Annotated in this window: 13 protein-coding genes and 2 pseudogenes; 5 read left to right on the plus strand and 10 right to left on the minus strand. The window is 31.1% G+C overall.

From position 1 onward, the window contains the following. Positions 1–512 precede the first annotated feature (512 nt). The 8 genes and pseudogenes from GJV77_RS12265 to GJV77_RS12300 form a co-directional block, all read right to left on the minus strand. Positions 513–1,193, minus strand: a complete 681-nt coding sequence (locus tag GJV77_RS12265; protein ID WP_155036649.1) for a PP2C family protein-serine/threonine phosphatase — start codon at positions 1,191–1,193, stop codon at positions 513–515. Then, entirely contained in the window at positions 1,194–6,602 is a 5,409-nt protein-coding gene (gene mads8 / locus GJV77_RS12270) for a methylation-associated defense system ATP-binding protein MAD8 (RefSeq protein ID WP_155036650.1), read from the minus strand. It abuts the gene before it with no gap. A gap of 9 nt (positions 6,603–6,611) precedes the next feature. Then, the gene (gene mads7, locus GJV77_RS12275) at positions 6,612–8,168 is read right to left on the minus strand and encodes a methylation-associated defense system protein MAD7 (RefSeq protein ID WP_155036651.1); all 1,557 of its coding nucleotides are present in this window, start codon (positions 8,166–8,168) and stop codon (positions 6,612–6,614) included. A 2-nt stretch (positions 8,169–8,170) separates the two neighbouring features. Then, positions 8,171–12,619: a methylation-associated defense system protein kinase MAD6 gene (mads6, locus tag GJV77_RS12280; RefSeq protein ID WP_155036652.1), complete on the minus strand. Its 4,449-nt coding sequence runs from the start codon at positions 12,617–12,619 to the stop codon at positions 8,171–8,173. Continuing rightward, positions 12,610–14,010: a methylation-associated defense system restriction endonuclease subunit S MAD5 gene (gene mads5, locus GJV77_RS12285; RefSeq protein WP_155036653.1), complete on the minus strand. Its 1,401-nt coding sequence runs from the start codon at positions 14,008–14,010 to the stop codon at positions 12,610–12,612. The genes mads6 and mads5 overlap by 10 nt, the downstream gene beginning before the upstream one ends. Before the next feature lie 10 nt (positions 14,011–14,020). Beyond that, the gene (gene mads2 / locus GJV77_RS12290; protein WP_155036654.1) at positions 14,021–16,015 is read right to left on the minus strand and encodes a methylation-associated defense system DNA methyltransferase MAD2; all 1,995 of its coding nucleotides are present in this window, start codon (positions 16,013–16,015) and stop codon (positions 14,021–14,023) included. Positions 16,016–16,042: 27 nt separating this feature from the next. After that, the gene (locus GJV77_RS12295) at positions 16,043–17,035 is read right to left on the minus strand and encodes a type IV toxin-antitoxin system AbiEi family antitoxin (RefSeq protein WP_155036655.1); all 993 of its coding nucleotides are present in this window, start codon (positions 17,033–17,035) and stop codon (positions 16,043–16,045) included. Between the two features lie 359 nt (positions 17,036–17,394). Then, positions 17,395–18,848 (minus strand): annotated as a pseudogene (locus tag GJV77_RS12300) (IS4 family transposase). 82 nt (positions 18,849–18,930) lie between these two features. Between GJV77_RS12300 and GJV77_RS12305 the strand changes: the two are divergent. Both GJV77_RS12305 and GJV77_RS12310 read left to right on the plus strand, forming a co-directional pair. Beyond that, positions 18,931–19,902 carry an IS30 family transposase gene (locus GJV77_RS12305; protein WP_449406774.1) on the plus strand — a complete coding sequence of 324 codons (972 nt, stop codon included), beginning with the start codon at positions 18,931–18,933 and terminating at the stop codon, positions 19,900–19,902. Between the two features lie 338 nt (positions 19,903–20,240). Continuing rightward, positions 20,241–21,119: an IS982 family transposase gene (locus GJV77_RS12310; RefSeq protein WP_155036656.1), complete on the plus strand. Its 879-nt coding sequence runs from the start codon at positions 20,241–20,243 to the stop codon at positions 21,117–21,119. Between the two features lie 34 nt (positions 21,120–21,153). Here the strand turns inward: GJV77_RS12310 and GJV77_RS12315 are convergent, their stop codons facing one another. After that, a complete protein-coding gene (locus GJV77_RS12315) occupies positions 21,154–21,438 on the minus strand; it encodes a hypothetical protein (protein WP_155036657.1) in 285 nt (94 codons plus the stop codon). Positions 21,439–22,187: 749 nt separating this feature from the next. Between GJV77_RS12315 and GJV77_RS12320 the strand changes: the two genes are divergently transcribed. The 3 genes from GJV77_RS12320 to GJV77_RS12330 all read left to right on the plus strand — a co-directional run bounded on the left by GJV77_RS12320 (position 22,188) and on the right by GJV77_RS12330 (position 24,924). After that, positions 22,188–22,622, plus strand: a complete 435-nt coding sequence (locus GJV77_RS12320; protein ID WP_058699609.1) for a DUF3408 domain-containing protein — start codon at positions 22,188–22,190, stop codon at positions 22,620–22,622. Positions 22,623–23,003: 381 nt separating this feature from the next. Then, the gene (locus tag GJV77_RS12325) at positions 23,004–24,662 is read left to right on the plus strand and encodes an ankyrin repeat domain-containing protein (RefSeq protein WP_155036658.1); all 1,659 of its coding nucleotides are present in this window, start codon (positions 23,004–23,006) and stop codon (positions 24,660–24,662) included. Between the two features lie 22 nt (positions 24,663–24,684). Beyond that, positions 24,685–24,924, plus strand: a complete 240-nt coding sequence (locus GJV77_RS12330; protein ID WP_058699611.1) for a hypothetical protein — start codon at positions 24,685–24,687, stop codon at positions 24,922–24,924. A 14-nt stretch (positions 24,925–24,938) separates the two neighbouring features. Here GJV77_RS12330 and GJV77_RS12335 read toward each other — a convergent pair. Further along, positions 24,939–25,103: pseudogene (locus GJV77_RS12335) on the minus strand (JAB domain-containing protein); the annotation flags it as partial. Between the last annotated feature and the right edge of the window lie 35 nt (positions 25,104–25,138).

Below are 25,138 nucleotides of genomic sequence, written 5' to 3' on the forward strand. Positions count from 1 at the left end.
ATGACTAATGTTGCATTTATAACTTGAATTCACGGTTGATTTTTTAACAAAACCAAATACTTTAAGAGTTATTTGTGTTTTGGTATTTTTGTTAATAATTATATCAAATATAATGATATGTTTAAATAAAGCACAATAAGTATTGTTTTTTAAAAAAATTAAATACTCGTCGCATTCTTTCAAAATAAATTATTGATTTCTTTTTATACAGACTAACCAAACTTTATGCATAAACACAACTTTTAGGATTGATCCCTTTTTAGGTGCACTTTTGAACAGAATGCGATACCCCTAAAAAAGGAAAAACCTATAATTCATTGAGAATCATAGGTTTTGTGCTTTTTTGATGACTTTTGAATAAGTTATCTTTTATAAATCAGCGGAGAAAGAGGGTTAGCCTCTTTTACTTCGTATGCTTTATAAATAGGGATGTTCGCTTTTTTGAATTGTCGTGAGCACCTTATTACGAAAGTTTTAAACTATGATTAGAATTGTTTGATTCTATATCAAAATTATAAATTTATTCTGATATACGAATTATTATCCGTCGCATTTAGCGATAAGTAATTATTAATTTCTGTTAATTCTATCTCTAATAACTGAGAAGTGTTGATGCAATTATGTACCCCATCGCTTGAAATAATCAACGTATCAAAATCAGTATTTTTGAATTCTTGATATCCGAAATCAATAATCTCACGTTTACCTGAAATACTTCTCGTTACGATATGATTATATTTTTGAATCATTTCAATAGGGACTACTTCTAATTGTTTTTTCAAATCTTGTATTAAAGTATGAGGATCTGTCTTATACACTAAATCATTCCCTTTAAATAAATCAACTTGAACATCTCCTATCCAAAATATTTTTGTTATTTCATTGTTTATGATTACACCAGTCATTGTTGCACCAGATTTAATAGCCATTTTATCATTGAAATGTTTTACTGCTAAATTTGCTTTTTTAATGGCATTCTCAATATCATTTTTAGAATAAGAATTATTATTTAATGCACTAAAATATGTGAGCAAGTTTTCAATTATCAGTTCTGCTGCTTGTTCTCCATATTCATAACCACCCATGCCATCCGCAATTATAGCGAATAAGGAATTTGGATGCAGCTCTTTTACAAGAACTGCATCTTCATTACTTTTTCTTTTTCCTATGTGTGAATAGGTGATATATTCCATTTATCTATCTGCTTTTAATGTAGCCCCACCGTGTTTAGAAAACCTTGGTCGTGTACTAATTTTTTGAGGCTGATTTGTTATTGCATTTTCTGTAGCTTTTGAAGCCCATAAGAAACCTTCCCCAGGTTTTAGCATACTCATATCATTAGGCGTTAAAGCACTTAATTGTGTAATCGATTTTTGAATATGTTTTAACCACTGCGGTGAATTGAATTTATGTACTAAGACAACCGAACTTAACTCAATTATTTCATTAGGTAAACTTGGTGGATCCTGACTCGCAATCATAATACTTACTCCTTTATGACGCATTTCACGAATAGCAGTTACAATGTTATTAGTTAAATCTTTATTGTCCATGTACTTATGCGCTTCATCAAAAACAATGAACTTATTAAATGAATGTCCATCAATTTTTTTTACACCAGAGAAAATATTTAACATGATGACGAATAAACCTAAAGCTTCATCCTTTTCAATAAATTCATCTCTAAGATCTACAATTACCAAACGACCTGGTTTAATGGCATCTTTTAAGAAAAACTCATCGTTGATGTATTCTTGTGCAAAAGATAGACGTTGTCTTGCTAAAGCTTTCTGAGCGTTTGATAATAATAACGAATCCTCAACACTTTGCTTTAGTCCTTCAAGCGTAATGTTACGACGCATTTCTTTCATAATCGCTTTTAACTGCTTGATGTAAGAAGATTCATTCCCAATTGCCCCTAATAAAAACATCCAATCTTGTACATTTAGTTCTTTCGAATTAAATCCAATAGGTCTTACTTCTATTGAAGGAAATTCAGTTCTACGTTCTTCCACTTTATCAAATGGCGTTAAAAGAATAACATCTTCAATGTTATTAGGTTCAGCCCCATATCTTTCTTTTAAAATCGCTGTTTCACGTTCTACATCATTAGGATAAATCATTGAAGTAAACTCAGGCTCATAATCCATGCTTTCACTGTAATGGAAAATTACTCCAGCTAATGGATGAGTTAATTTATTGATATTATTTACTTGTTTTAATACCATTTCAGATAATGTTCCGATGGTATAACTTTTACCACCACCTTGCACTCCAAATAAACTGAAGGTATTAGTTTCAGATAAATCAATAGCAATTTTTTTATTATGAATTGAAGTCCCTAACATACCATATTGAGAAGAATCTGATGATTTTCCAATTAAAATATCGTATTTAGGAATAGCATATTCAACTTGTTCCTCAGCTACATTTTGTGCTGCTGTAGCAGCTCCCTCGTCAACCAATTCTTTCTCAGTAGTTTCTATCTGAACAATTGGTTCAGGATTAGAGCTAGTAGGAGTTTCTGTAGTTGTAGGAATATCTATTTCTTTGTTATCTTTACCTTCCTGCGCAATCTCTACCTCTTCTTGAGTATCGTTTTCTTTCGCCTTAAGTTTCGCCTTGTATTTCCCAACGAATTGTTTTAATTTATCGTTATAATCTAACGATTTAATTAATTCTTCTTTTAATTTAGAATCTTCTAATCTTAATGTATTCAAATCAGAATTAGGATCTAAAATATCTTTAATTAACCCTTCACCAAACGTAAAAATGGTAGTATTGTCATCAAAAACTTGTTTTAAATGCTTTTGATCAAAAGAAAAATCAAAAATAAACCCAAGCCTATTGAATTTAATTGTAAATCCACTATCAAGCGTTTGAATAAAATCTAAATAAGCTCTGTATGAATTCTCTTCTAAGGTATTGTATCGAAAAGCTCTTTCGATGTAAAACTCTAGAAGATTTTTAAATTCTTTGTTTTTTATCTCACGATCTAAACGATCTTTTGTTTTAAAATTATTTGGGTCAAAATGTGATTTTAAAGCAAAAATTGTATTGTCAATTTGCTCCAACATTTTCAGTTTTAAATCCTCTCTTTCTTGTACATTTAAATAAGTACGGCACTTGATTTCTAAAACTGAACAATTAATTTCTCTTGATTTAGGATCTATTCTAATGAATAAATTATCCGCTCTACTTTTAGAATTAGTCTCTAATTCATTGAATAGGTTTTGGTGTAAATCAATAGGAATAATAAATGCGTTTTTCAACAAATGCTTTTTATCTAAGACACGTTTAGAGAATGCAGACCCGATTACTTCAAATGCTCTATTCTTAGACGAATTCAATTGTAAAATTAAAGAACCGCTTAACGCACGAACATCTTCAAGGATATTTTGTATAGAAATTTTATCTTCTTCCTTTTCAATATCTACATTAAATTTTTCAAAATGAGGTGCGATTAAACTATAAATTTCTTCATTCGGTTTTGTTGTCAGATAAGACGAAATACCCGAGACTTCTTCCCCAGGAATATAATCAAGTAAGAAAGGGATCTTGTTATCTTCTGACGGTTGATCAAAAATTTGAGGCCCTAAGAACTTATCAAATGTAATAACCCAATCCGAAAATTCATGCAAATTGCTTAAAAGCACATTGTCTCTATTGGAAAGATTTAATTCAATAGCAGGAATGGCATCGGTTTGATGCGCTGCTAAAGTTGCTGCAATATTCTCTTGAATATTCGCAAATGTGGTATTAACTACTTTCTCTTTTTCTTTGGCTATGTTTTGATAGTTTACCCATTTAAACTCATTCGATATTTCATCGAAACTACCATCGGTATTCGATTGAAAAATCAACCCATTTAAAAACTCATTTTTAGTTTTAAATACAGGTTTTGTAAGTGTAATTTTAGGTGAAAAAGGATTTACAATAAAACTTACATGTGCATTAAAAACACTTGGATTGGCTAAGAAATCTTCAATGTTATTGATTGAAAATCTAAGTTTAGGAAACAAACGATTGATTGATGCTTGTGAGAAAGCTTCAGCCTCTTCAGATACGTTTCTTTCAGGGTTAATCAAATCTTTTAACGCATCACCAGGTTCAATGATATTATTTTTCGCTACGAATAATCTGACCTCAAATTTAATATCAACGTATTCTTTAATCTTGATAATATCTATAAACGCGTCCGCAAACTTATTAGCATCTCCCACATTAAATAAGTTTAATACTAATTTATCAACATAAGGATGCTGTTGTAAGTAATTTTTAAGGTGTTTAATGATTAAACTTTTACTTACGTTTGTATCTACTTCATTCCCGTTTGGTATGTTTAACAAATTCGCTACATACTGTTTGATTTGGTATGTTTTAGGCGCTAATGAATCGTCTTTGCCTTTATTTGCCTCATTAACATAAATTCCCCATCCCAAAGCAATTTCACCTAAATATTCGTAATTGTCAAATGATTTAGGATCAGCAAAAACGAATGGATTATTCGAAGGGATTAAATCGCCTAAGAACAAATTTTGCAACGCAGACCACTCTTTGTCATGATCTTTATAGATCAGTGTTTCTTTGTACCAAAATTCAAAACGCTCGATTAACTCTAACATCCAACTTAATCTTAACGGATGTAATGGCGATAATAATAGAATTTCAATAGATTCTTTTGTTGGTAATAGCGTTTTTACTTTTATTAAATCTAAAAATTGAATATCCGCATATAAGGATTTTAATTGTTTCTTATCTTCTTGTTCAATCGATTTATTAATTTTGTTATTTAAATCTTTAATCCATTTATTGTAAGCCTCTAAGTATGTTTTGATCTCTTCTTTTAATTCGACTAAATTTACTGTTTCAACAATACCATTTTCCGTTTCGTTTGACTCTTTTATCTCTTTAAACAACTTACTACGTGCCTCTTTAATTTTTTTAGGTACGACTTCATTTAAAGGCGATAATCTAAACTCACATCCATCGAAATTAAGCGCACTGAAATTAGGATTCAATTTTGCGTATAAATGTCCAAAATTGCCTTCTTGTTTTAATAATTCGTTTTCTAGATATCTTAATTTAGAAGATATAATGATTTGGTAATTAAACTTTATCCCATAATTAATATAAAAAGTTGAATTTAATTTTGGTTTTTCATCGTTTAACCAGCTATTAGAACTTTCTGCAGGAATAGGAAAATCGGCTTCAATTCCATTTTTTAAATTATCTAAATTGAATTTAAAATGTGCTTGCGTAACGTTATTTAATTTATCCTTACGGATATTTTTTAAATCCTCTTCAGCTTCATCAATTGCAAAATAAAAATCTTCTGAATCAGACTTTAATTTAAAGTTTAGATCAGCTTTAGCCTCTGGGGTTTTCCCTTGTTCTTCCCAAGCTTTTTGTATGGCATCACTTGCAAAATCGTCGTTAGCATTTAGAATATTTCCGTGTTCATCTTCTGCATATACTTTGAAGAAATATGTCATTTCTTCTGTTGTATTGGAATTAATTTCGATATCAGCCGAGCGAAAAACAGATGCTGCTTTCGAGTTTTTTAATTTTCTTAACGTTGTAATTTCTTGACCAGCCCCACCATCTGCTTCCATTAGCACGATTCTAAAACCATGTAAACTTTCCACTTGGTTTGGAGGAGGCGTAGTTGTAAATTGTACTTTTACTTTAACATTTGTCCCTTCATTGGCTTTTAAAACCTTTACGCCATCTTCCATTACAAAATTAGGAGATGAGATATTTGTTACTTCCAGATTAAGATTGTCAAAATTTAGATTAGGAATTTTCCAATTTCCAAAGCATAAATTTTGATATTTATTGAAAATGGTTTCAACAATATCTGATTTATTGGCAATATTTTTTTCTTCTCTAAAGAATTGGATTAACTCTTTTTGAATGGAATCTTTTTCGATTTCTAAACTATCCACACGTTCGTAGATTGACTTATAAAAAGAAGCTAAAATATTAAGACTCTTTTGGTTTAAAATCAATCTTGCACGCGCAACTGAAGGATCTTCTAATAATTTATGATCTGGTAATCCACCGATTAAAAATAAATACTCTCCAATTGCTTTATCATCATAATTATTCTCTTCAAGTAAGATTAAATATTTGGCTAAAGCAGGATTATTATTTTTATTGATATTGAATATTTCAACAATGGTTTGTATGCTTCTCTTCTTTTCTTCTGGTATTTTTTTGAATAATTGATCTACTAGAATACGATCTATATTTTCTAGTTGTAAATCTTTGAAGGTTGCATTACCATAAGAATCTTCCGCAGCTGTTCTTGAATTTGAAGGAATTAAAATTAAAATTGGCTTGGATTGATTGTTTCTTAACTCAATTAATTTAGTTGCAGAAATGTATTTATCCCCCACTTCGGCATCATTAATAATAAAGCTATCCAACTTAGGATAGTGGGTTCTTATTTTATCTAGCAAAATAAATAATTGCTCATCTGCCAAGCCTGTAATTTTCATACAATGTCCAGGTTTCGCTTCGGCAAATTCATGTTGAAACTGTTGTAGAATAATGTCTACAATAAAATCATAATATGTATAGTTTTGAGTCGTTGTCATTGTTGTTGGTTATTTTAGTTCGTATCTAGGTCTAACCTTTTGTAAAATATAGGCATCACTCATGTCGTTGTAAAACCCAATTTGTCTTAATTTAGATTTAAAGGCTTCTACATTTTCTTTGAATGCCAAGTTTGTATTCACATCTGCATTACGGTATTCCTCTTCATTCAAACCGTTAATTACTAAACCGTAACGATTTTTTAGATTTTCCATTAAATCTTCAATCGATACATTTTTGGTAATAAATTTACCTTTATCTAAATGAAGTACCTGAATTTGTACTAAAGCTTCTAACAAACGTGTACCTAACACAAAACGTCTTGGATGTTTCTTGCTTCGTCCTTGTGCTAAAAAACCACGGTCGTTGTTCTTTTGAGAAATACTATCTAAAAACTGAGGATAATATTTTAACTGATACGGTCCTTTCACTTTCATTAAAGCTTCTACATACTTATCAAATGAAGTAGTTTCGTATTTTACCATATCATCCAATAGCTCATTATCTTCCTCCGTTTGGTTATTTCTCAACATACTCCAGAAGGCTGTTAAAGTTGCTTCAACCAATGTATTTTCATTATTCAATTTATTTATTGCTTGTTCTAAACTCGATGATTTTGATTTATCTAAACTGAATGCATTAATAATCGTGTTAATCTGAAAACCGGCTTTTATATAATTATAAAGTGCATTGTAATTGATTTCTGCATCTTTGATTGCAAATTGCGATATTTTACTTTCAAAATTATCCGTAACATCAACCACCACTTTCCAATCGTCATCAACTTCAATGGAATTTTGATCCAACATTTTAGGTAAGTAGTTTATTACTTTAAAACTATATAACGCTAAGTGAAATGATGTTATGGTTTTGATGTATTCAATTAATACCGAACGTGGTATAATCTCTTTGTACACCAATAGTCGGTGGATATCTTCACAAAATAACTCTGCCTGTTTTGGTAATAATGGTTTAATTTGATTTAAAGACGTATTACTTTCAATTATCCCAATACTAATATTTTTTATTAAATGAAGGATTCCTAAACTGTCCACATCTAAGTTATTCCCTTGTAGGAACTCGTTGGTTTGCGGATCCCACCCTTGTACTAAATACTTTTTTAATTCTTCTTTGATCGCAGGCTTTTGTCCAAGCATTAGATAGACTTGATCTGCACTGAAATAATCACGTGTATTTTTGGCATTTCTAATTCTATAACTTTCTAAATGAATTGGTTTTAAGGATGATATTTTTTCTTTTTCTAAATTTCCTCTATTGACCAAATTTGCTAGGTTTTGTCTAATCCAAATTTCAACTGCTTGTCTGTTTTCGTTAATTCCCTTAAAGTGACCTTGATCTTCCAATGCTTTAAAATAATGCATGATTTTATCTATGTCCACTTCTAATGATTGATTTTTAGCTGCACGTTGTTTAGGTCGAATCCCATTATGTTTTAATAGCATAAAAAGATTCACCAATGTGTTATCTATGTTGGTTACTTTGGCGTCAGAAGTTAAAATCAATTCATTTCTGAAAACCCCTTCGCTTTTATTTATTTTAATTGCCATGTCTATACTACTAAAGGATTGATTTCAATTTTATTCTCAACTGATTTACTTATTTTGAAGAAATCTTTATTGTTAGCGGTTACTACCACTTCATTGTAATTCAGATTTTCTAATAAGTTTTTGAATACTATCAATTCAATGAATTTCCCTTTCATATCATTTAATGAAGGACTAAAACCTTTGTGAATAAAGTATAACATTTCATATAAATCTAATGAAATGGTTAAAGCAATATTCGGCATTTTCTTATGTCTAAATATCAATGCATCTGTTTCGTATTCCAGGTATTTTGTTAAATGACTTGTATCGTAAACAATTAACTCAAAATCCTCTAATGGCAATAATTTAAATGCTTTACCGTAAGGATCTTTAATGTCATTGGATGATAAAATCAAATACTTTTCAGCAATCTTGGTATTGTTCGCTCCTTCGTTTATAGAAATGGCTTTTGAAAGCGAAACTTTCAATTCCTCTAAATTATCGGAAGCCTTAATGCTTTTTACAAATTCAAAAATAGATTGGTATGGAATTCTATTTAAAAATGTTGGTTTTAACTGAATTTGTTCCTTCTGTTTTATTTCATCAAAATTGATGTTTCCTTCAAAATACTGATGGCGTGCAAATGTTTTATGTTTCTCTTTAGTTAAAGCAATTGTTTCTGCATTTTGTAGATGCACTGGGCTTAGTGCTTTTTGTTCATTGAATTGATCCAATAGATTGTTCTCTCTTTCTCCAAAGACAAGATAATCTTTTGGCCTATGTGGACTAAAAAATAATTGACGATCCAATTTAGGAATAGCCACTTCACCAATATCTGTTTCTCGAATTAGTTTAATTAAGCGATCGCTATTTCCAGAGTCTTGAATTTTAGGATTCGAAATATTGAAATAATATAAATTCCAATAATTTACAATGTCTTCTTCTGTTAGACGAGGAATTGATTTTAAGTCTTCGCAAGCATAATCACGGGTGATGATAAATGCAATGAAAGATCTTAAATCACGCATGGTTATGTGCAACTCTCTTTTTAGACTAACTGTTCTGATTAACCATTCTAAACGATTGATAATCTCTGGACCAGCGGCAGAATCATTGAATGAATCTACATTGTACTTGATAAAACAGTGATGAGCAAACTCACACCCTTCACATTTCGTCCATAATTGTTTGTGGGTTAAGGCACGGATTTGTTTTTTGAATAAGGATTCTTCGTTTTCATCTTGTGCCACTACCGAACGCAAATTTAGATTGATCACTAACACCCCTTCTGGTAATTGCGAATAGCCTTCTTCATAGAAATAATTCTCGATCGCATAGGCTAAGCCTTTGTGCTTTTCTGATGTCGTTAAGAACTCCACTAAACGACCTTCGTTGATGGCTATAATCCTTCCTTCCGAAGCTTTGTTATAGTTCTGTAAATTTTCGAAAGGACTAAAGAATTTGTCTAAAACATCATTGTTTTCAAACCCTTTTTCGTCTTGAGACCCATCGTAGTTACTTTCGTATTTTACGCCATTGATTCTAAACTGTGCGCCGTTGTTGTGCTCGAAATGAGTTAATTCTTTGACATTGGCATTTTGTTCAATCTTTTTGACAAATGCAGTTTTTCCATCTCCAGCATTCCCTGTGATGATGACTAATTTGTATTTTCCATCTACAATGGCTGGAATTAATTTGCGGTCCAGTTTTGTAGACGTATAGGTATCGTTATCTAATGTATTTCCATTAAGATTGACACGTGTACCGAAATTTCCGTATTTGGATTGCGAGTATAAGGAGTTTAGGTAATCGACCATATTTACTCCTTCTGTATTATTTTTTTTGACTTTTAGCTCCTCTTTATTTTTTTCAAATAGATCAATTAAAGCTTGGTATATACGCTCTACATTACCTTCGGTAAAAGACTTTGCACCCCCTTGCCAAAATACTTCGTTTATAATATATTCATCGTCTACTTTTACGACCAATTTGATTGGTTTCCCTAAATCGAGTGACGATTTGTATTTGGTTAAGTTTACTTTGAAACGACTTAATACATTTTGAATGGATTCATGTAAATCAATATAAGTTGTGTTTTTATTGTACAACTTCACATTAAACCCGTTACTTGATTGACTAATCGAAATTTGTGTATGGTATAAATGGGCACGGTTGCTCATTTCACCTGTATCTTCCGATAATTCTAAAATATCATTTTCTATGCGCAATAATTCTTCTAACATTTCCTCTGCATTATGGAAACGTGTTTCTTTATTGGTTTTAATTGCCTTTAAAATGAAATCTGCAAAAGCTCTTGAAACATTTGGTTCAAATTCTTTTGGATCTTTTGGTTGCGCATGAATCAATGGTAACTTACTTGGTGTCCATGGGTATTTTTTCGTCAATAACTCGTATAAAGTTACCCCAAGCGAAAATAAATCGGCGGTTAAATCCCATTTTACTCTGTATCCATCGTAAATTAAATCTTGTGCTAAATATGGATTAGTCCCTACATAATCTTGGTTGTTGTCAATTGCAGTAGCCACATTAAAGTCGATTAGTACAAAACGTTCTCCTTTGTCCCAAATGATATTCTGTGGTTTAATATCTCGGTGTATAATTTGGGGATTCACTTTTTGCATTTCGACTAATGCTGATAAGATATCTTTGGCTACATTATATACCTGATGAATTGGTAATTTAGCTTCTGTACGTGAATACACGCCTAAATTATCTCCTTCTAAATATTCCATTAAGGTATAGAATTGCCCCGAAAAGGTTGTTCCGTTCCATTTGAACTTCACGATATTTGGATGATGAACTTGTTCTAATGCTTTAAACTCATCGATTACCGAATTGACATTCACACTTTCGTTAAACATCTTTAAGGTAGAATATTCGCCTTGTAATTTGTGCTTTACTTTAAATACACGCGAATACCCGCCTTTTCCTAATGTTTTGTAAATGATATAATCGCCTATATCATCCCCTTCTTTTAGCTCGTCGAAAGGAACTACCATTGGTATAGTTGCAGGTTCTTGATGGCCGTTAAACCCTTTGGTATGCAGGTTCGTGGCTTCTTCGATAAATTCATATAATTTTTCGATTTGTGCCTCACGATCCATTTCATTGGTCTGAATGGTTTTAGTGATGAACTCATCAATCCATTGTGGTAAATGCGGATTGATCGTTGTAGGCATTAAATGCTTTGGTAGATGACCTCCTAATTGATTTAACTCGTATGGCGATTGGAAAGGTTCTTTTTCTAAAAACATCCAGTACGCTAATACCCCTAAAGCATAAATATCTGTAACCGCCGATACATCACCCACTGTTAATTCAAGTGGTTGGTAAGGAGTAACATTTTGTTCTGTAATACTTGGCATTACGGTATAACCTTCTTCTTCGTGCTCAAAGAAATAGGATTTACCAAAGTTGGCTAAATAGGCAAAACCAGAATTTAAATAGATGTTATCAGGGCTAATGTCGCGGTGATAGATGTTCTGCTCGTGCGCTGAACGTAATGCTACCATGATGTTTTTTAGAAACTGTACCTTTTCGTTGAAGGTAAAGGTTTTGATTCTTGCTTCTGCTCGTAAGGAACGATCGGCTAAAAAATCAGAAATTTCGTAGAATAAATGATTTTCTGGATCGAAACGGAAATCTACATTTAAAATAAATGGTTTACCATTTAGATTTTTTAAAGCATTGTATTGGTTTCTGATTTTATCTTCACGATTTTTTAAATCCATAGGCGATAAACCAGCTACTTGTAATGCAAATTCTTTGGCTACACGAAAGGTAGAAGAAGCCCCAGGGTATTTGATTAAATACTCTGTATAGAAATTGGTTTGATCTAAAACCTTTACAATTTCATATTCAAATATCTGTGTTTTTTCTTCTACACGCTTTTTATTTTGTTGCCCTGTTAAATAGTCAACAATTTTATGCTGAATATCTGCTATGGCATTTTCTGTTTTGTTGACTTCGGATGCATCAGTTAAGAAATTGATTAGCCGTTTGTCTAAATCAAACGTTAATTTTTCGTCATCTGGCGTTAGGTAACGGTCTAACACATTGTCATATGACAATGTAAGCATATTGATTACTCTAACCTGTCCCCAATACGGATCTACTTCTTTGAATTTACTGTGTAGAATTGCGGTTTTTTGACGATTGGTACGTAATGGATTTTTACGCGGATGATCGTTTAGGTACCAGTTGGTTTCGTCGCCTTCGATGCGGCCACGCCAATCTTTGTTTTCTATGTTGAACACGGCATGGGGAGCCACGACCACTAAGTCGTACTCCCAATACTGCGTTTGGTTGTTATGCGGATTGGTAGAAACCAACTCGATATTTGGTATTAGATAGAAATCGTCTGGTAAATTGACTTCTAAGAATTTTAGTAGTTTTTCTTCCCCGGCATTTACTTGCTGGTTGAAGTATGTTGGTTGTTTAGTTATTGCCATGCATCAATTTCGTTTTCGATTAGATTTATTGCTTGGTTTTCTTTATTTAAAGCTAAAAATAAATCAGTATGAGCTTTTTTTACATTACTATCTATTTCTAGCATTTTTTCATTTGATAAAATAGGAACTGGTATGTTTTTCAACAACTCTGGTATTGGCCTACATAATTTAGTACCAGATTGTGTTGATCTAATTAATCTAAAACCATAATCGGTATTTAACCATGCGAATAAATATCCTGAAGGTATTTCATCATTTGTTTTAAGTCTAATAAACTCACCCGAAACTAATTGATTTTCTAGCTCTTCATTAGAAAAAATAGTACGACAAAAAGTTTCACCTTCACCTAAAGTGCCTACACCTGCAATTAGCACTTCTCCATATTCAACTAGCTTCACATTACCAACTGCTCTCTTAGATAAATTTTTCCCTATTTTTCTAGAATTAAAAATATCTGATTGATTAATAAGTTTTATTCCATTATCACTATTAATTTCTAATCTCTTAAAAGAACCAGTCGAAAAATAACCTCCTTCAATTAAACAATCAGATATTGTTTTATATGGAACGCTCTTAATTTTATCTACTAATTTTTTTATTCTCCTCGAATAATTAAAAGAATTGATACTGACTGAAGATATTTCTTTTGAACTAACTTTAAATGACGAAACATTTCTCCCCTGAACGTGATTACCAAAATATTCATATTCTTCATTAGTCAAAGGATTAAATCCTAATTGTGATAATAAATCTTCTTTAACTTCTTTCAACAATTTATTAGCCTCAACACGAAGGTTGGCGCTGTCCACAATTAATTGATGGATTTGTTGTTGTTTTTCTTCGGGTAGGATTGGGACTAAAGTTCTTTTAATACCTAGGGCCTCAATATATCGAACCACAGAACCAGATGCATTTTTATTTAATTGTGATCTTCCAAATTTAGAAGTCATAAACGCATATAGATAGCCGTAAGGAAATTTCCCATTACTTTCTATTCTACATACATTATTAGCATAACTAATCCCTTCTGATAATTCATTTACTAATCTTGTATTTCCAATTGTGCCGAAGCCAGTCACTAAAATTTGATTCTTTTTTACAACCGAACCAACTTTTTCAGCTTGCTTTTTATTTATATAAACATCACTTCCTTCTAAAGCATTTGTAACATCAGAACTTTGGCAATAATTAATAGCTCTTTCTGATGGCTGACAAAATTGTCTTTTGAATATAGGAGGATTAAAGACATTTGCTAATTCAGATAATGCAATACAATTTTGTGGATTAATTTCTAACTTAAAACTGTTGAGAGCATCCTCATTTAAAAAATAGCCAGCATTAAATCTCTTTTCAGTAAAGATTAGTTTAGATTTCACTTTATTTTGAATCATAAGATATCTGCTATTTTAAAAATTCATAATAGGCTTCCACAATCATCGGTAAATCGTCGTCTAACTTTCTTAATTTTTCGGTACGAGCTTTTACGATGGCGTTTTCTTCTTTGTCCTTCACCACATATTCTGTCGTAGTTGGAAATAAGATTTCGGCTCCGTCTTCGTCGCGTACATAAATTGGGTTTCCACGGCGATCTTTTCCTAATTTTTCGGCAATTGCCATAAATACGTCGTAATCTTCGCTTCCTTCGTTCGCAATGTTGCGTTGTAAATCGGTTTTCTTTTCTAAAAATAATAAAGACGCTTGTACACCAACTTGTGGTAAGAAGGCTTCTACGGCTAAATCGACAGAAGCTAAGATTTTAAAGTTTTCTAAAATCCACTCGCGCACAGGCAACGTATTAGGATTCCCCAAAATACCATCTGGCAATACTATTGCCATTTTACCGCCTGGTTTTAATAATTTATAGCAGGTTTCGATAAATAATACCTCTGGCGCATCGGAGTATTTCGATAAGAAGTATTTTTCTGCAATCTCTGCATCTACTTTTACTTTGGCTCCAAATGGAGGGTTGGTAAAAATCATATCGAACTTACCACGTGCATCTGACGTGTAATTCTCGATAATGTCTTGCATACGTTCGACACTGGTATCGATCGCTGATTTAATTTTAGCAATTTCTTCTGGATGCTCCCATTGTGGATACGCTAATGAGTTAACGTGAAAAATATTCGCGTGACCGTCACCCGCCATCACCATATTCATACGCGCAGCTTTCTTAAGATCAGGATCAAAATCGAATCCAAAAATATTAGTTTCCGCGTATTCACGCACACGCTCATTCACTTCATACGTATTAAACTTATCTGCCAATAATACACCATCTAATTCAGGATATAAATCTTTGGCAATTTTTTTACGTACGTGGTCTAATACCATGACTAAGAATCCACCCGATCCACACGCAGGATCCAACACACGTGTATTTTCGCTTGGATCTAACATTTCTACCATTGCTTTTACAATGTTACGTGGTGTAAAGAATTGACCTGCTTCTTGTTTTAAGGTGTTACTTACAATGGTTTCGTACGCCATACCTTTTACATCGACAGTGGCATCTAAGAAGTTGTATTTGGCTAATTCTCCAGCAATAAATGCTACTCCTTTATCTGTTAAGTCGATGGCTTCGTTTCCGTCGAACACATCCGAGAAAGTTCCTGATTGTTTTAATTCTTCGAAGATACTTTTGATACGTTCTGCTACTTGCTTACGTCCTTCGTCTGTGTTTTGCTCTTTAACTCCTACCCAGAATTTACGACGGTAGGATTCGCCTGATTCGTAGGCTAAGAAACGACGTTTTTCATCATACAACTTACAGAAGATAAGGTATAACAATTGCCAAAAGGCATCTTTTTTGCGGCCTTCGTTTCCGTAAATGTAATCGTGCGAACGTTTGAAAACTTTGATTAAGGAATCGTTGGCAGGTTTACGTGCGTGCGAACGATCGGCACGATCCATATCTTCTATGGTTTCACCTTCACCAGGAAAATCAGCCAAGTCGATAAAGTTTTCGTTATCAAACACATCGTACTCACGTTGTAAGTATTTAATGTCTTGCCCATTGGTCCATAAGCCAAATTCACAATTTTCGACAGCACCTAAAGCATTTTCTAAGGTTAGTGTTACGCCTTTCTTTTTGTCGTTTTCTTTAATTTTTTCGTCTTGAACTACTGCAATACGAATGATATTTTCTTGTACATGGTCTGTTCCTTTTTCGAAAACAACCACTTCTAATTTTTGCTTTTTATTTTTTCCTGTGTCGGGCTCTACGTACACGATGTTAAAATCACGTGCCATATCTGCCATTTCGAATCCATACTCTTCGTTTAACATACGAATGATGGATTGTATGTTTTTTTCTTGTGAAGTTGCCTTCTTAATATTTTCGGTTAGAATACAAATTAATTGATTGTCTTCTAAGATGATGTCTTGAGTTTCCATTGAATGGTTATTGTGTTATTTTTTGTTTTACTTGTATAATCCTTTTTTAAGAATTATTTGAGCAGTTTCACGGTTACGATCATTATTAGTTCCCATTAAATCTGCATAGATCAATAATTTTGAAACTATTCGATTGTTATTGGCATTTGTTTCATCTACCCAAAATTTATTGTAGATTTTAAGGTTACCGTTTGTATCTGGAATTAATTTGAATTGCTTCGAGAAGTCTAATAAATCATCTGAATAATAAATTTCGTAATCTTTAGGTATAAGATAATTTGTTATTTCAGCTGCTGCTAACTGCCCACCAATTTGATACGATGCAATTGAATTGTTCATAACTAAATCATTTGCATTTTTTATGTGGTAAGCTTTTCGGAAAAGTTTTGATTTCAACACTTCATTGTATGCTGCTACCCATTTTTGAAGTAATTCATCTCTATTTTTAAGCTTACGTTCTTTTGAAGTTTTAATGATAAAATCTGCTTCTTCTAATTCTTTCATTATGTTACTTACAGACCCCAATGCAATACCTGAATTAGCCGCTAGTTCTCTTAGAGAACATTTGCTTGCCTCAGGATTGGTTAGTAATACATAAATTAATTTAATGCCAGCTTCTTGAAAAACTTTAGCGTTAGAATTATTTATGTCATTTTTGCTTTTCTTTCTACCCTCTATTAAAACCCTTAGCTTTTTTGAGAAAATAAAAGCGTTACCCGAAGTATCTAAATAATTTATTTTGTTGTTTTTAAAAACTTCTTTCGATTCGTTTGCAATAAAATCTGAAACAACAATGTAATTTTTAGTTGTTTTATAATTTGGATGATTTATAATCTCATTGACAATAAGATTTGCATGAATTAACCTTGCGTCTTTTCTCGCAAACATATAAAACTGTTCTCCCTCGATATCTACAATACCATCGTATTCTCCACGATTACTATAAAACTCTATAGCAAGCTTAGAAGAATCTTCTAATGAAGCAATTGCCTCGTATATATAATCATTATCCTTATACATTTTGTTCAATATTTAAAATCGTTCATTGTCAATGAACATTCAAATGTAATGAACATTTTAACATTTGAAAAATAAAAAGTTATTAAGTAACCAAATTTCGGTAAAACATTTTTTTGTTTTTTACTTTGGTGGTTTTACAATTTTTTCTTTTCGTTAAATTTGATTACTTAGATTCAACAAATAAATGCAACAGCATTTAAAAGAACAGCGGGGGAAAAAAACATCTACTTTTGAAGTTCCTACACAATCAAAAAGATGTCACATTTAACGTTAGAACAAAGATACAAAATAGAAGCATATAAAAATTTAGGTAGATCACTTAGTGAAATAGGTGACTCAAGTTTCGCATCAATTTACTTTCACGTAGTAGCCTGATATTTAAAGTGGTAATTATTGGATAAAAGTCCAAAAGATTCAATATTATCAATTATTTTAGTTGTAATATCATGAATATCAATAGACTCTACCAGTTTTTCCAAAACATCAAGTATTAAGGCTACTACAGCTAATAATCTAACGTTCAATTTGTTTTCAATATAATCTTGCTGGAGGTCTTTAAATAGACCTCCAATAGTTTCATAAGCTTCCATTCTATAACGGATACTTATGAGTAAATACTGTATAAACACAATAGTTGTTTGCGCTATCTGAATATCAAAGTTTGTCGATTGAGCTTTACCAAGTCCTAAGAGCTGTTTAGCTTCTTTGAAGAATACTTCTATCGACCATCGGATACTATATATTTCTATTACTTTGACGAATTTTAATGATGTATCTGTAGTTATTAATGTATGCCATTTACCATTAATGCCACGTCTTGAGATAAAAACCGCAACATCAAGTCCTTCAATATTAGTTATATAAGAGTGATAATAATAGTTGAATTTACGGCATCTTTTTGGTTTTTTGTCTTGTTTTTTAAGCTGTGAAATCGTTTTAATCTTCGACTGAACTTCAATCTTGCTATTGTATTTATACATACCAATAATATGAGTTTTCCCACAGATACTACGTAGTTTTTTGAGTAGACTTATACTTGTAAACCAAGTGTCTGTCAAAATATAATCCACTGTTATTTTGCGCTTTATCACTCTTGAAAACATTTGTACTAATACATCTGTCTTCTTTTTGTTGAGTTCTAAATATCTTTTTGCAGCAACGGTTTTCGAGCATCGAGGAGTCTTTTTTTGAGCTTGACGTTGTTTTGCAGTTAAACCATATTTCAGTTTTGACTTTTTGCTTTCACGGTGTAAACTAAAATCTACTGGAATAAATACGCTACCATTCCAATATCCTGCTACTAAAATCTTGTATCCCAAGTAGAAACTCTTTGATACATGATTGTATATTTTTGAAACACCTTCAATTGTTTTACCTGTTTTAGCAAGGTCAGAATCATCAAAAATCAAGCATTTTGTAGCATCTTTTTCAGGTGTAAAAAGTTCTTCTTTAAGTAAATATTGCATGACAAACTGAAATAAGAATGATCTCCAGTCAATGTTTTGATTCGACAATAGAAGGTAGTAAGAATCTTTACCACAGTTATTTATATCAACGTCTTTATTCTTAGATAAAGAAAACACAGAACTAATACCGATAATGGGAAGTATTAAAAGTATGGAAATTAAGTCCTTAAATGTATAACCCGATTTTTTACACCAATCAAACTGTTTTGTTATCTTATTAAAGCCTAATATGTTTAAATGTGAATTTAAATATTCAGAACTCAACCAAACCTTTTTAAACTCAACCAAACCTTTTTGAACTTTCCTTTTACTTCTTGAACTTTAGTAATATCTTCGTATTGTAGCATGTTTTGTACTTTGTGTGTCGTAACTTAAAGATACAATAAAACCAAGGGATTACCTTGGTTTACATGCTATTTTTTCACTTCTATAAGCCCCAGTTTTGGGTGCGAAACTTCAGTAGGTGATTATATAGGCAAAGACAGATCAGTTGTTAGCAGAGAGCTTAAACGTAATTCAGATGGTAGAAACGGTGTTTATAAAGCCGATCTTGCTCAAAAAAAGACAACACTTCGTCATAAAGAAAAACCTAAGCATAAGCGCTTAAATAAAAGTGTCAAAGCAACCATTTTGTCGCTGCTCAATAAAGATTATAGCCCTGAACAAATAGTAGGAAGATGTAAAATAGAGAAGATAGAAATGGTTTCAGTAGAATGTATTTATCAGTTCGTTTGGAAGGATAAAAAGCAAGGAGGAAAGCTTTATAAGCATCTACGAAATAAAGGGAAAAAATATCGTAAAAGAGGAAGCAATAAAGATAGTAGAGGATTAATATCGAACAGATTAAATATAGATGAAAGACCTGGTATTGTTGACAAAAAAGAAAGAATAGGAGACTTAGAAATTGATTTGATAATAGGAAAAAATCATAATGGAGCCTTATTAACTATTAACGATAGAGCCACAGGGATTTTACTAATGGGGAAGGTTGAATCTAAACAAGCTCATGCGATAGAGGCTAAAACAATAGAGCTATTAAAGGATTACAAACCTCTTCTACATACAATCACTTCTGATAATGGAAAAGAGTTTGCAAACCATCAAAATATAGCTAATGCGTTACAGATTGCCTATTATTTTGCAAAACCTTATCACAGTTGGGAAAGAGGCGCTAATGAAAATTTAAATGGTTTAGTCAGACAATATTTCCCGAAAATGAGTAACTTCGATTTAATTACACAACAACAAATAGACAGAGTTGTANTAATTACACAACAACAAATAGACAGAGTTGTAAATATTTTAAACAATAGACCAAGAAAGAGATTTGGTTTTAAACCGCCTAATGAAGTTTTTGCAGATAAATTAGACAAAATAGCAACTGTTGCATTTATAACTTGAATTCACGTTACTTTTCTTACTTGTACTTATAAAAATATATCTATAAATGTTTCTTTTTCTTCACTCATAAAATTGCAGTTAATGTTTTAGGGGGGCAAATTGGGGATAAATCGACGATGAAGAATCCCGATTTAAATAACACAGAGCTAAAGATATTAGTCAAATTTCTGATTTAGACAATCTTCTTTTATTGTTCGATCTAAATTCTGAACTAAGGTAATCAACAACTTCTACGTTTTTACTTATGCTACCCGTTGTGCATTATGAATAAGAAATAAAAAAAGTTGTCCATGCTTATAATAAGCAGTAAATTTAAGATTCGACCCAAAAATTTACCAATGGACAACTTGCTTGCAAATTACGGAAGAATCTTAGAAGTATTACAATCAATGAGTGAAAATACTTTACTTTCTTATCAAAGACGCAAACCTAAACTAAGTGATATTGAACTGATAAGTCTTTGCTTAACAGCAGAATATCTTGGTATAGATAGTGAGAATTATTTGTTTACACTTTTACCTAAGGAATTAAAACAAAAAATAGATCGCAGTGTTTATAATAGAAGAAAACGTCGATTGTTTTTTCATATTGAAGCTTTGAGAGTCAAAATATCAGAATTGGTAACGAATATTCAAACTCATTATATTATTGATAGCATGCCACTAGAGGTTTGTAAACTATCAAGAAGTAATAGAGCTAAGATTTGTAAAGAACAATACGATACTTCTCCTAATCAAGGCTATTGTGCATCTCAATCTATGCATTTTTATGGATATAAATTACATGCTATATGTTCGTTTGAAGGTGTTTTTCACAGTATAGATTTAACTAAGGCTTCTGTACATGATATCAAATATTTAGAGGATGTAAAATACCAAATGAATGATTGTGTGTTAATTGGAGATAAAGGTTATTTATCAAGTACTGTACAATTAGATCTATTTGAGAGTGCTAATATTGAATTAAGTACTCCTAAAAGAAAAAATCAATTAGATTATAAGCCTCAATCCTTTTTATACCAAAAGGGAAGAAAAAGAATTGAAACCTTATTCTCTCAATTATGTGATCAATTTATGATTAGACGTAATTATGCAAAATCGTTTGATGGATATAAAACTAGAATACTATCTAAGATAACTGCCTTGACTACAGTACAGTATATTAACAAGTTCTTGCTCAAGAGAAACATAAATACCTTAAAGAAATCGATTATCTAAAATGCACAACGGGTTTATGCTATTTTATTCTATCTTAATTAATTGAGTTGAAAATACTATTGAATAATTTAAAACACGATGTTTTTATTTCTTCATCTAAATCAGAGTTGTTAATGAATCCAAATGTTATTCCTCTCGTATTTACAGTCATTAAATAATGATTATGTAAACGGTCTTTTTTCTCTATATCATTTTTAGAACTTCTATTATCAAAATAATCTAAATTCTTTTTTTCAATATCCAGCATTCCTTCTTTGAATTGTTTTAGTTTTTCAGCTGCATCTTCTCCGTAAAATACTTTGTTTAAATCTACTTTCATAACAGTTTGGGCTTACATTTAGTAAATGTTTTCCAGCAAAGCTTCGGTAGCTTGCTGGTAATTTTGTAATTTCACGAAACAACATACAATGTAGCTTCGTGAAATTACACCTATATATGCATTTCGTTTAATTTGCTATTAATGTATTTTTTGTGAATTAAATACTCAATAAACTAGCTTATTAAAGCTAATAAAACAATTAAACAACATTGTTTTTCTGTTTAAACGTATAAAACAATACTCAATATTAGATACCCAAATCCGTAAACCACTCAATATTTTGAGTCTATCTATTATTTCAATAAAAAACTGACGACTTCGGAGTAGTTTTCCAGCACTCTGCAAGAGCAAGTCGTTTTGATGGCACGAATGGAGTTTCGAGTGCCTCAAAACATAACTTGCTGTTACCTTTGCGGTAACTTTTTCAACATATTTACAATATGTTTTTTATAATGTGGATACTGTTTAAACATCTATTATTTAACGCCAAGTATACCACTTAAATACCTTTTTTTCATTCTTTGTCTATATCTCTAGTTATTTGTCTAATCAATGTTTTGGTTGGACAAACGCAATATCGTAGCTATGACTTTATATAGCTCCCAACGATTAAACACACAAATAGACTGTTGATAAAATCTTTACACAGTTTAATGTCTGAGACATTGGAATTGTAACTAAAAGGACAGCAAAATATTTAACTAACTACATAAATAGACAAAACTATAAACAGCTAAAAACTAGAAATTATGAACGAAGAATTTAAAAAGAAACCTAGAATTGACGAAGAAGCGATGATGGCACTAATGGTTGATGGCGTAAGGCCTAAGGGATTTACAGAGGCTGAACTGAATGCTTCTGGTATAAGAGATGAGCAAGAAGAAACTAAAGAGAAACCTAAGAAACAAAAGCGTGTAAAAAAAGCTCCTCCACTTACTAAAGAATATGACATCACAGAATATGAAGAGCTCTTTTGTAAGGATGTCAAAAGCACAGCACGTCATGGAAAATCGGTTTATATTGATCCTAAGCACCACAAAATACTTTCTCGTATTGTTCAAGTCATCGCAGATGATAAACTAACAATTTATGCGTATTTATATAATCTATTAGAGCATCATTTCACTGAGTTCGAACAGCAAATAACTACGAGTTTTAATGAAAAGAACAGACCTATTTTTTAATTAATTCGTTAGTATTGGCTTACATTTAACAAGAAACAAAAAAATATTGACCGATTCATATCTTTTATAATGCTTTAACCAAAGAGCATTGATGAGATACGCTAATATTGTCTTGAAACACTTTTACATTGATAAAATTTTCAATTTTTGGCAATAGATATTTTACTAATTATATGATATTATTGTTACTCAAAATACCACTGTAAACTTTTTAGTATTGTTCCGTTATTCATGAAAAACAACGAACTAAGTATTAAATTAAAAATAACTAGTTATATTAGTGGTGAAGTTAATAAAATATGTAGAAAGGCTTGATTTTACTAAGCTATATTATATTTAGTTTCGCAAAAAATAAAGTTGGTTTTAATTATTTTGTAAAAGATGACACAAGAACAAATAGATAAAATAAGAAGTTGGGAAGGCTTTAATGAATTTACAATGAATGATATTAACCTACCTTACGAATTTGAAAATCTATTTACTGAGAAAACATGTAGTATTTCAATTTTAATGGAAGCAGTTAAAAGAGGCGAAATAGAAATTGTAGCTAAATTAATACGCCGAGGAAGTGATGTGAATTACGTTTCACAAACTACAAATTTGTCTCCTCTACTATCTCTCGAAGAAGAAACACCAAATAAATTAGAAATCTGTAAATTATTAATTAATTCAGGTGCTGATGTAAACTTCTTATCAATAACAGATATGGATTTATTAAATGTATTTGAAGGAGCATTAGGTAATGAACCTAGTTTTACTTCAGTTTTATCAAATGCTTGTATTTTTGAAGATTTTGAACTAATTAAATTTTTGGTTGAAAATGGAGCAAATATTAATGACAAATCAGAACCAATTTCAAATATAGGTCTAAAATCAAAAGACTCTAATAAAATAATAGATTTTTTAATAGCAAGTGGAGCTGACATAAATTCTTCTTATGGAGCACTTCTAAAAACAGCAATAATGAAAAGTAGATTTTCCTTAATTGATAAATTGACTTCTTTAGGAGCGAAAGTTGATATAAGAAAAGAAAACGGCTTTTTAGGTGGTAGAACAGCATTAATGCTTTTATTGGATGGTGAAGCTATAGATTTAGATGAAAAAGAAGAAGAAATTGTATTCTTAAAATTGTGGAAAAACATTGAGAACATAAATATTAAAGACAATGATGGAAAATCATTATTGTTTTATGGTATAAATAATTATTTAGGAGATGATAATTTTCATCTTAGAATTTTTGACTTTATACTAACTCATCCCGAGTTAGATATAAATCAAATGGACAATAAAGGAAATACAGCATTAAATTATTTTTTAATTCAATTAAACGAAGAGCTAGAAAATAATCTTTATGAAATTGATGATGATGATTTATACAAAATAGAAATGTTAGTTATAGGGAAAACTAATATCAAATTAGCTAATAAAGAAGGCTTATCTCCTCAAAAACAATTTATTAAAATATTAAACGAAGAAATAACGGAATTTACAAAAGATCATGAATATCTTATAAATAAAGAAGATGAATTAGGCTTTACCCTATTATTAAATGCTGTTTTAAATGATAATTACCAAAAAGTAAGTTGGTTAATTCAGAATGGTGCAATTGTTGATTTAAAATGTAAGGCTAATGGAAAAATTGAGGATAACCCTATGCTTCAATTGTTAAATCCAATAAGATTTTCTAGAGAAAGAAGTGTTACAGCATTAATGTTAGCTCAATCAACTAAAATTGTGAAAAAACTTATTGATAATGGTGCTTATGTAGATAGCCAAGACAATGAAAATAATTCTGTACTGATGTATTATTCTTCAATGCAATGGTTTGAAGGAGTGCAAACTTTATTAAATAATGGAGCTAACCCGAATATTAAAAATAGAAAACACGAAACAGCTTTATCTATAGCGATGAAGTACAAAAACAAACTAAAAAATGAGAGACAAGTCGAACTTATTAATCTATTAAAAAGGGTTACTAAAATTAAAATATCGGACAAAATTTTATATAATATCAACTTAGTTAAAAGTTATTTTTGCTAAATTGGTTTTTAATCTTAAACCTATGAATAATAATTTTTCATTTATAAATGTAGAATTTAGAAATAAATTACAAAACATTAATACAAAAATAAAAGAGTATTTAACAAACCATAATTATGTTTTACCTAAAAATATTGAAATAGAAGATCTTGTTGAATGGAACAATTTTGGTGAAACAACAAAAATCTACGCATCATATAATTGTCCTGATGAAATTAAAGGGATAATTACAGAGTTTATCAAAAAAGAATTCCCGATATAAAAAACAACGGCACCTTATAAGGTGCCTTCATCTGCAAAAGAGTAATAACTCTCTGCTGTTATAATTAAATGATCTAAAAGAGTAATATCAAGTAGTTTACTTGCTTCTTTAATCTTTCTTGTAATTTGTCTATCAGCATCACTTGGAGTTAATTTCCCTGACGGATGATTATGTACAATCGGGAGTGTAACTTAAACTGTGTCATCTCCTGTTT

The organism is Myroides pelagicus, assembly GCF_009711055.1.
In the GTDB taxonomy this organism is placed as follows: Bacteria; Bacteroidota; Bacteroidia; order Flavobacteriales; family Flavobacteriaceae; genus Flavobacterium; species Flavobacterium pelagicum.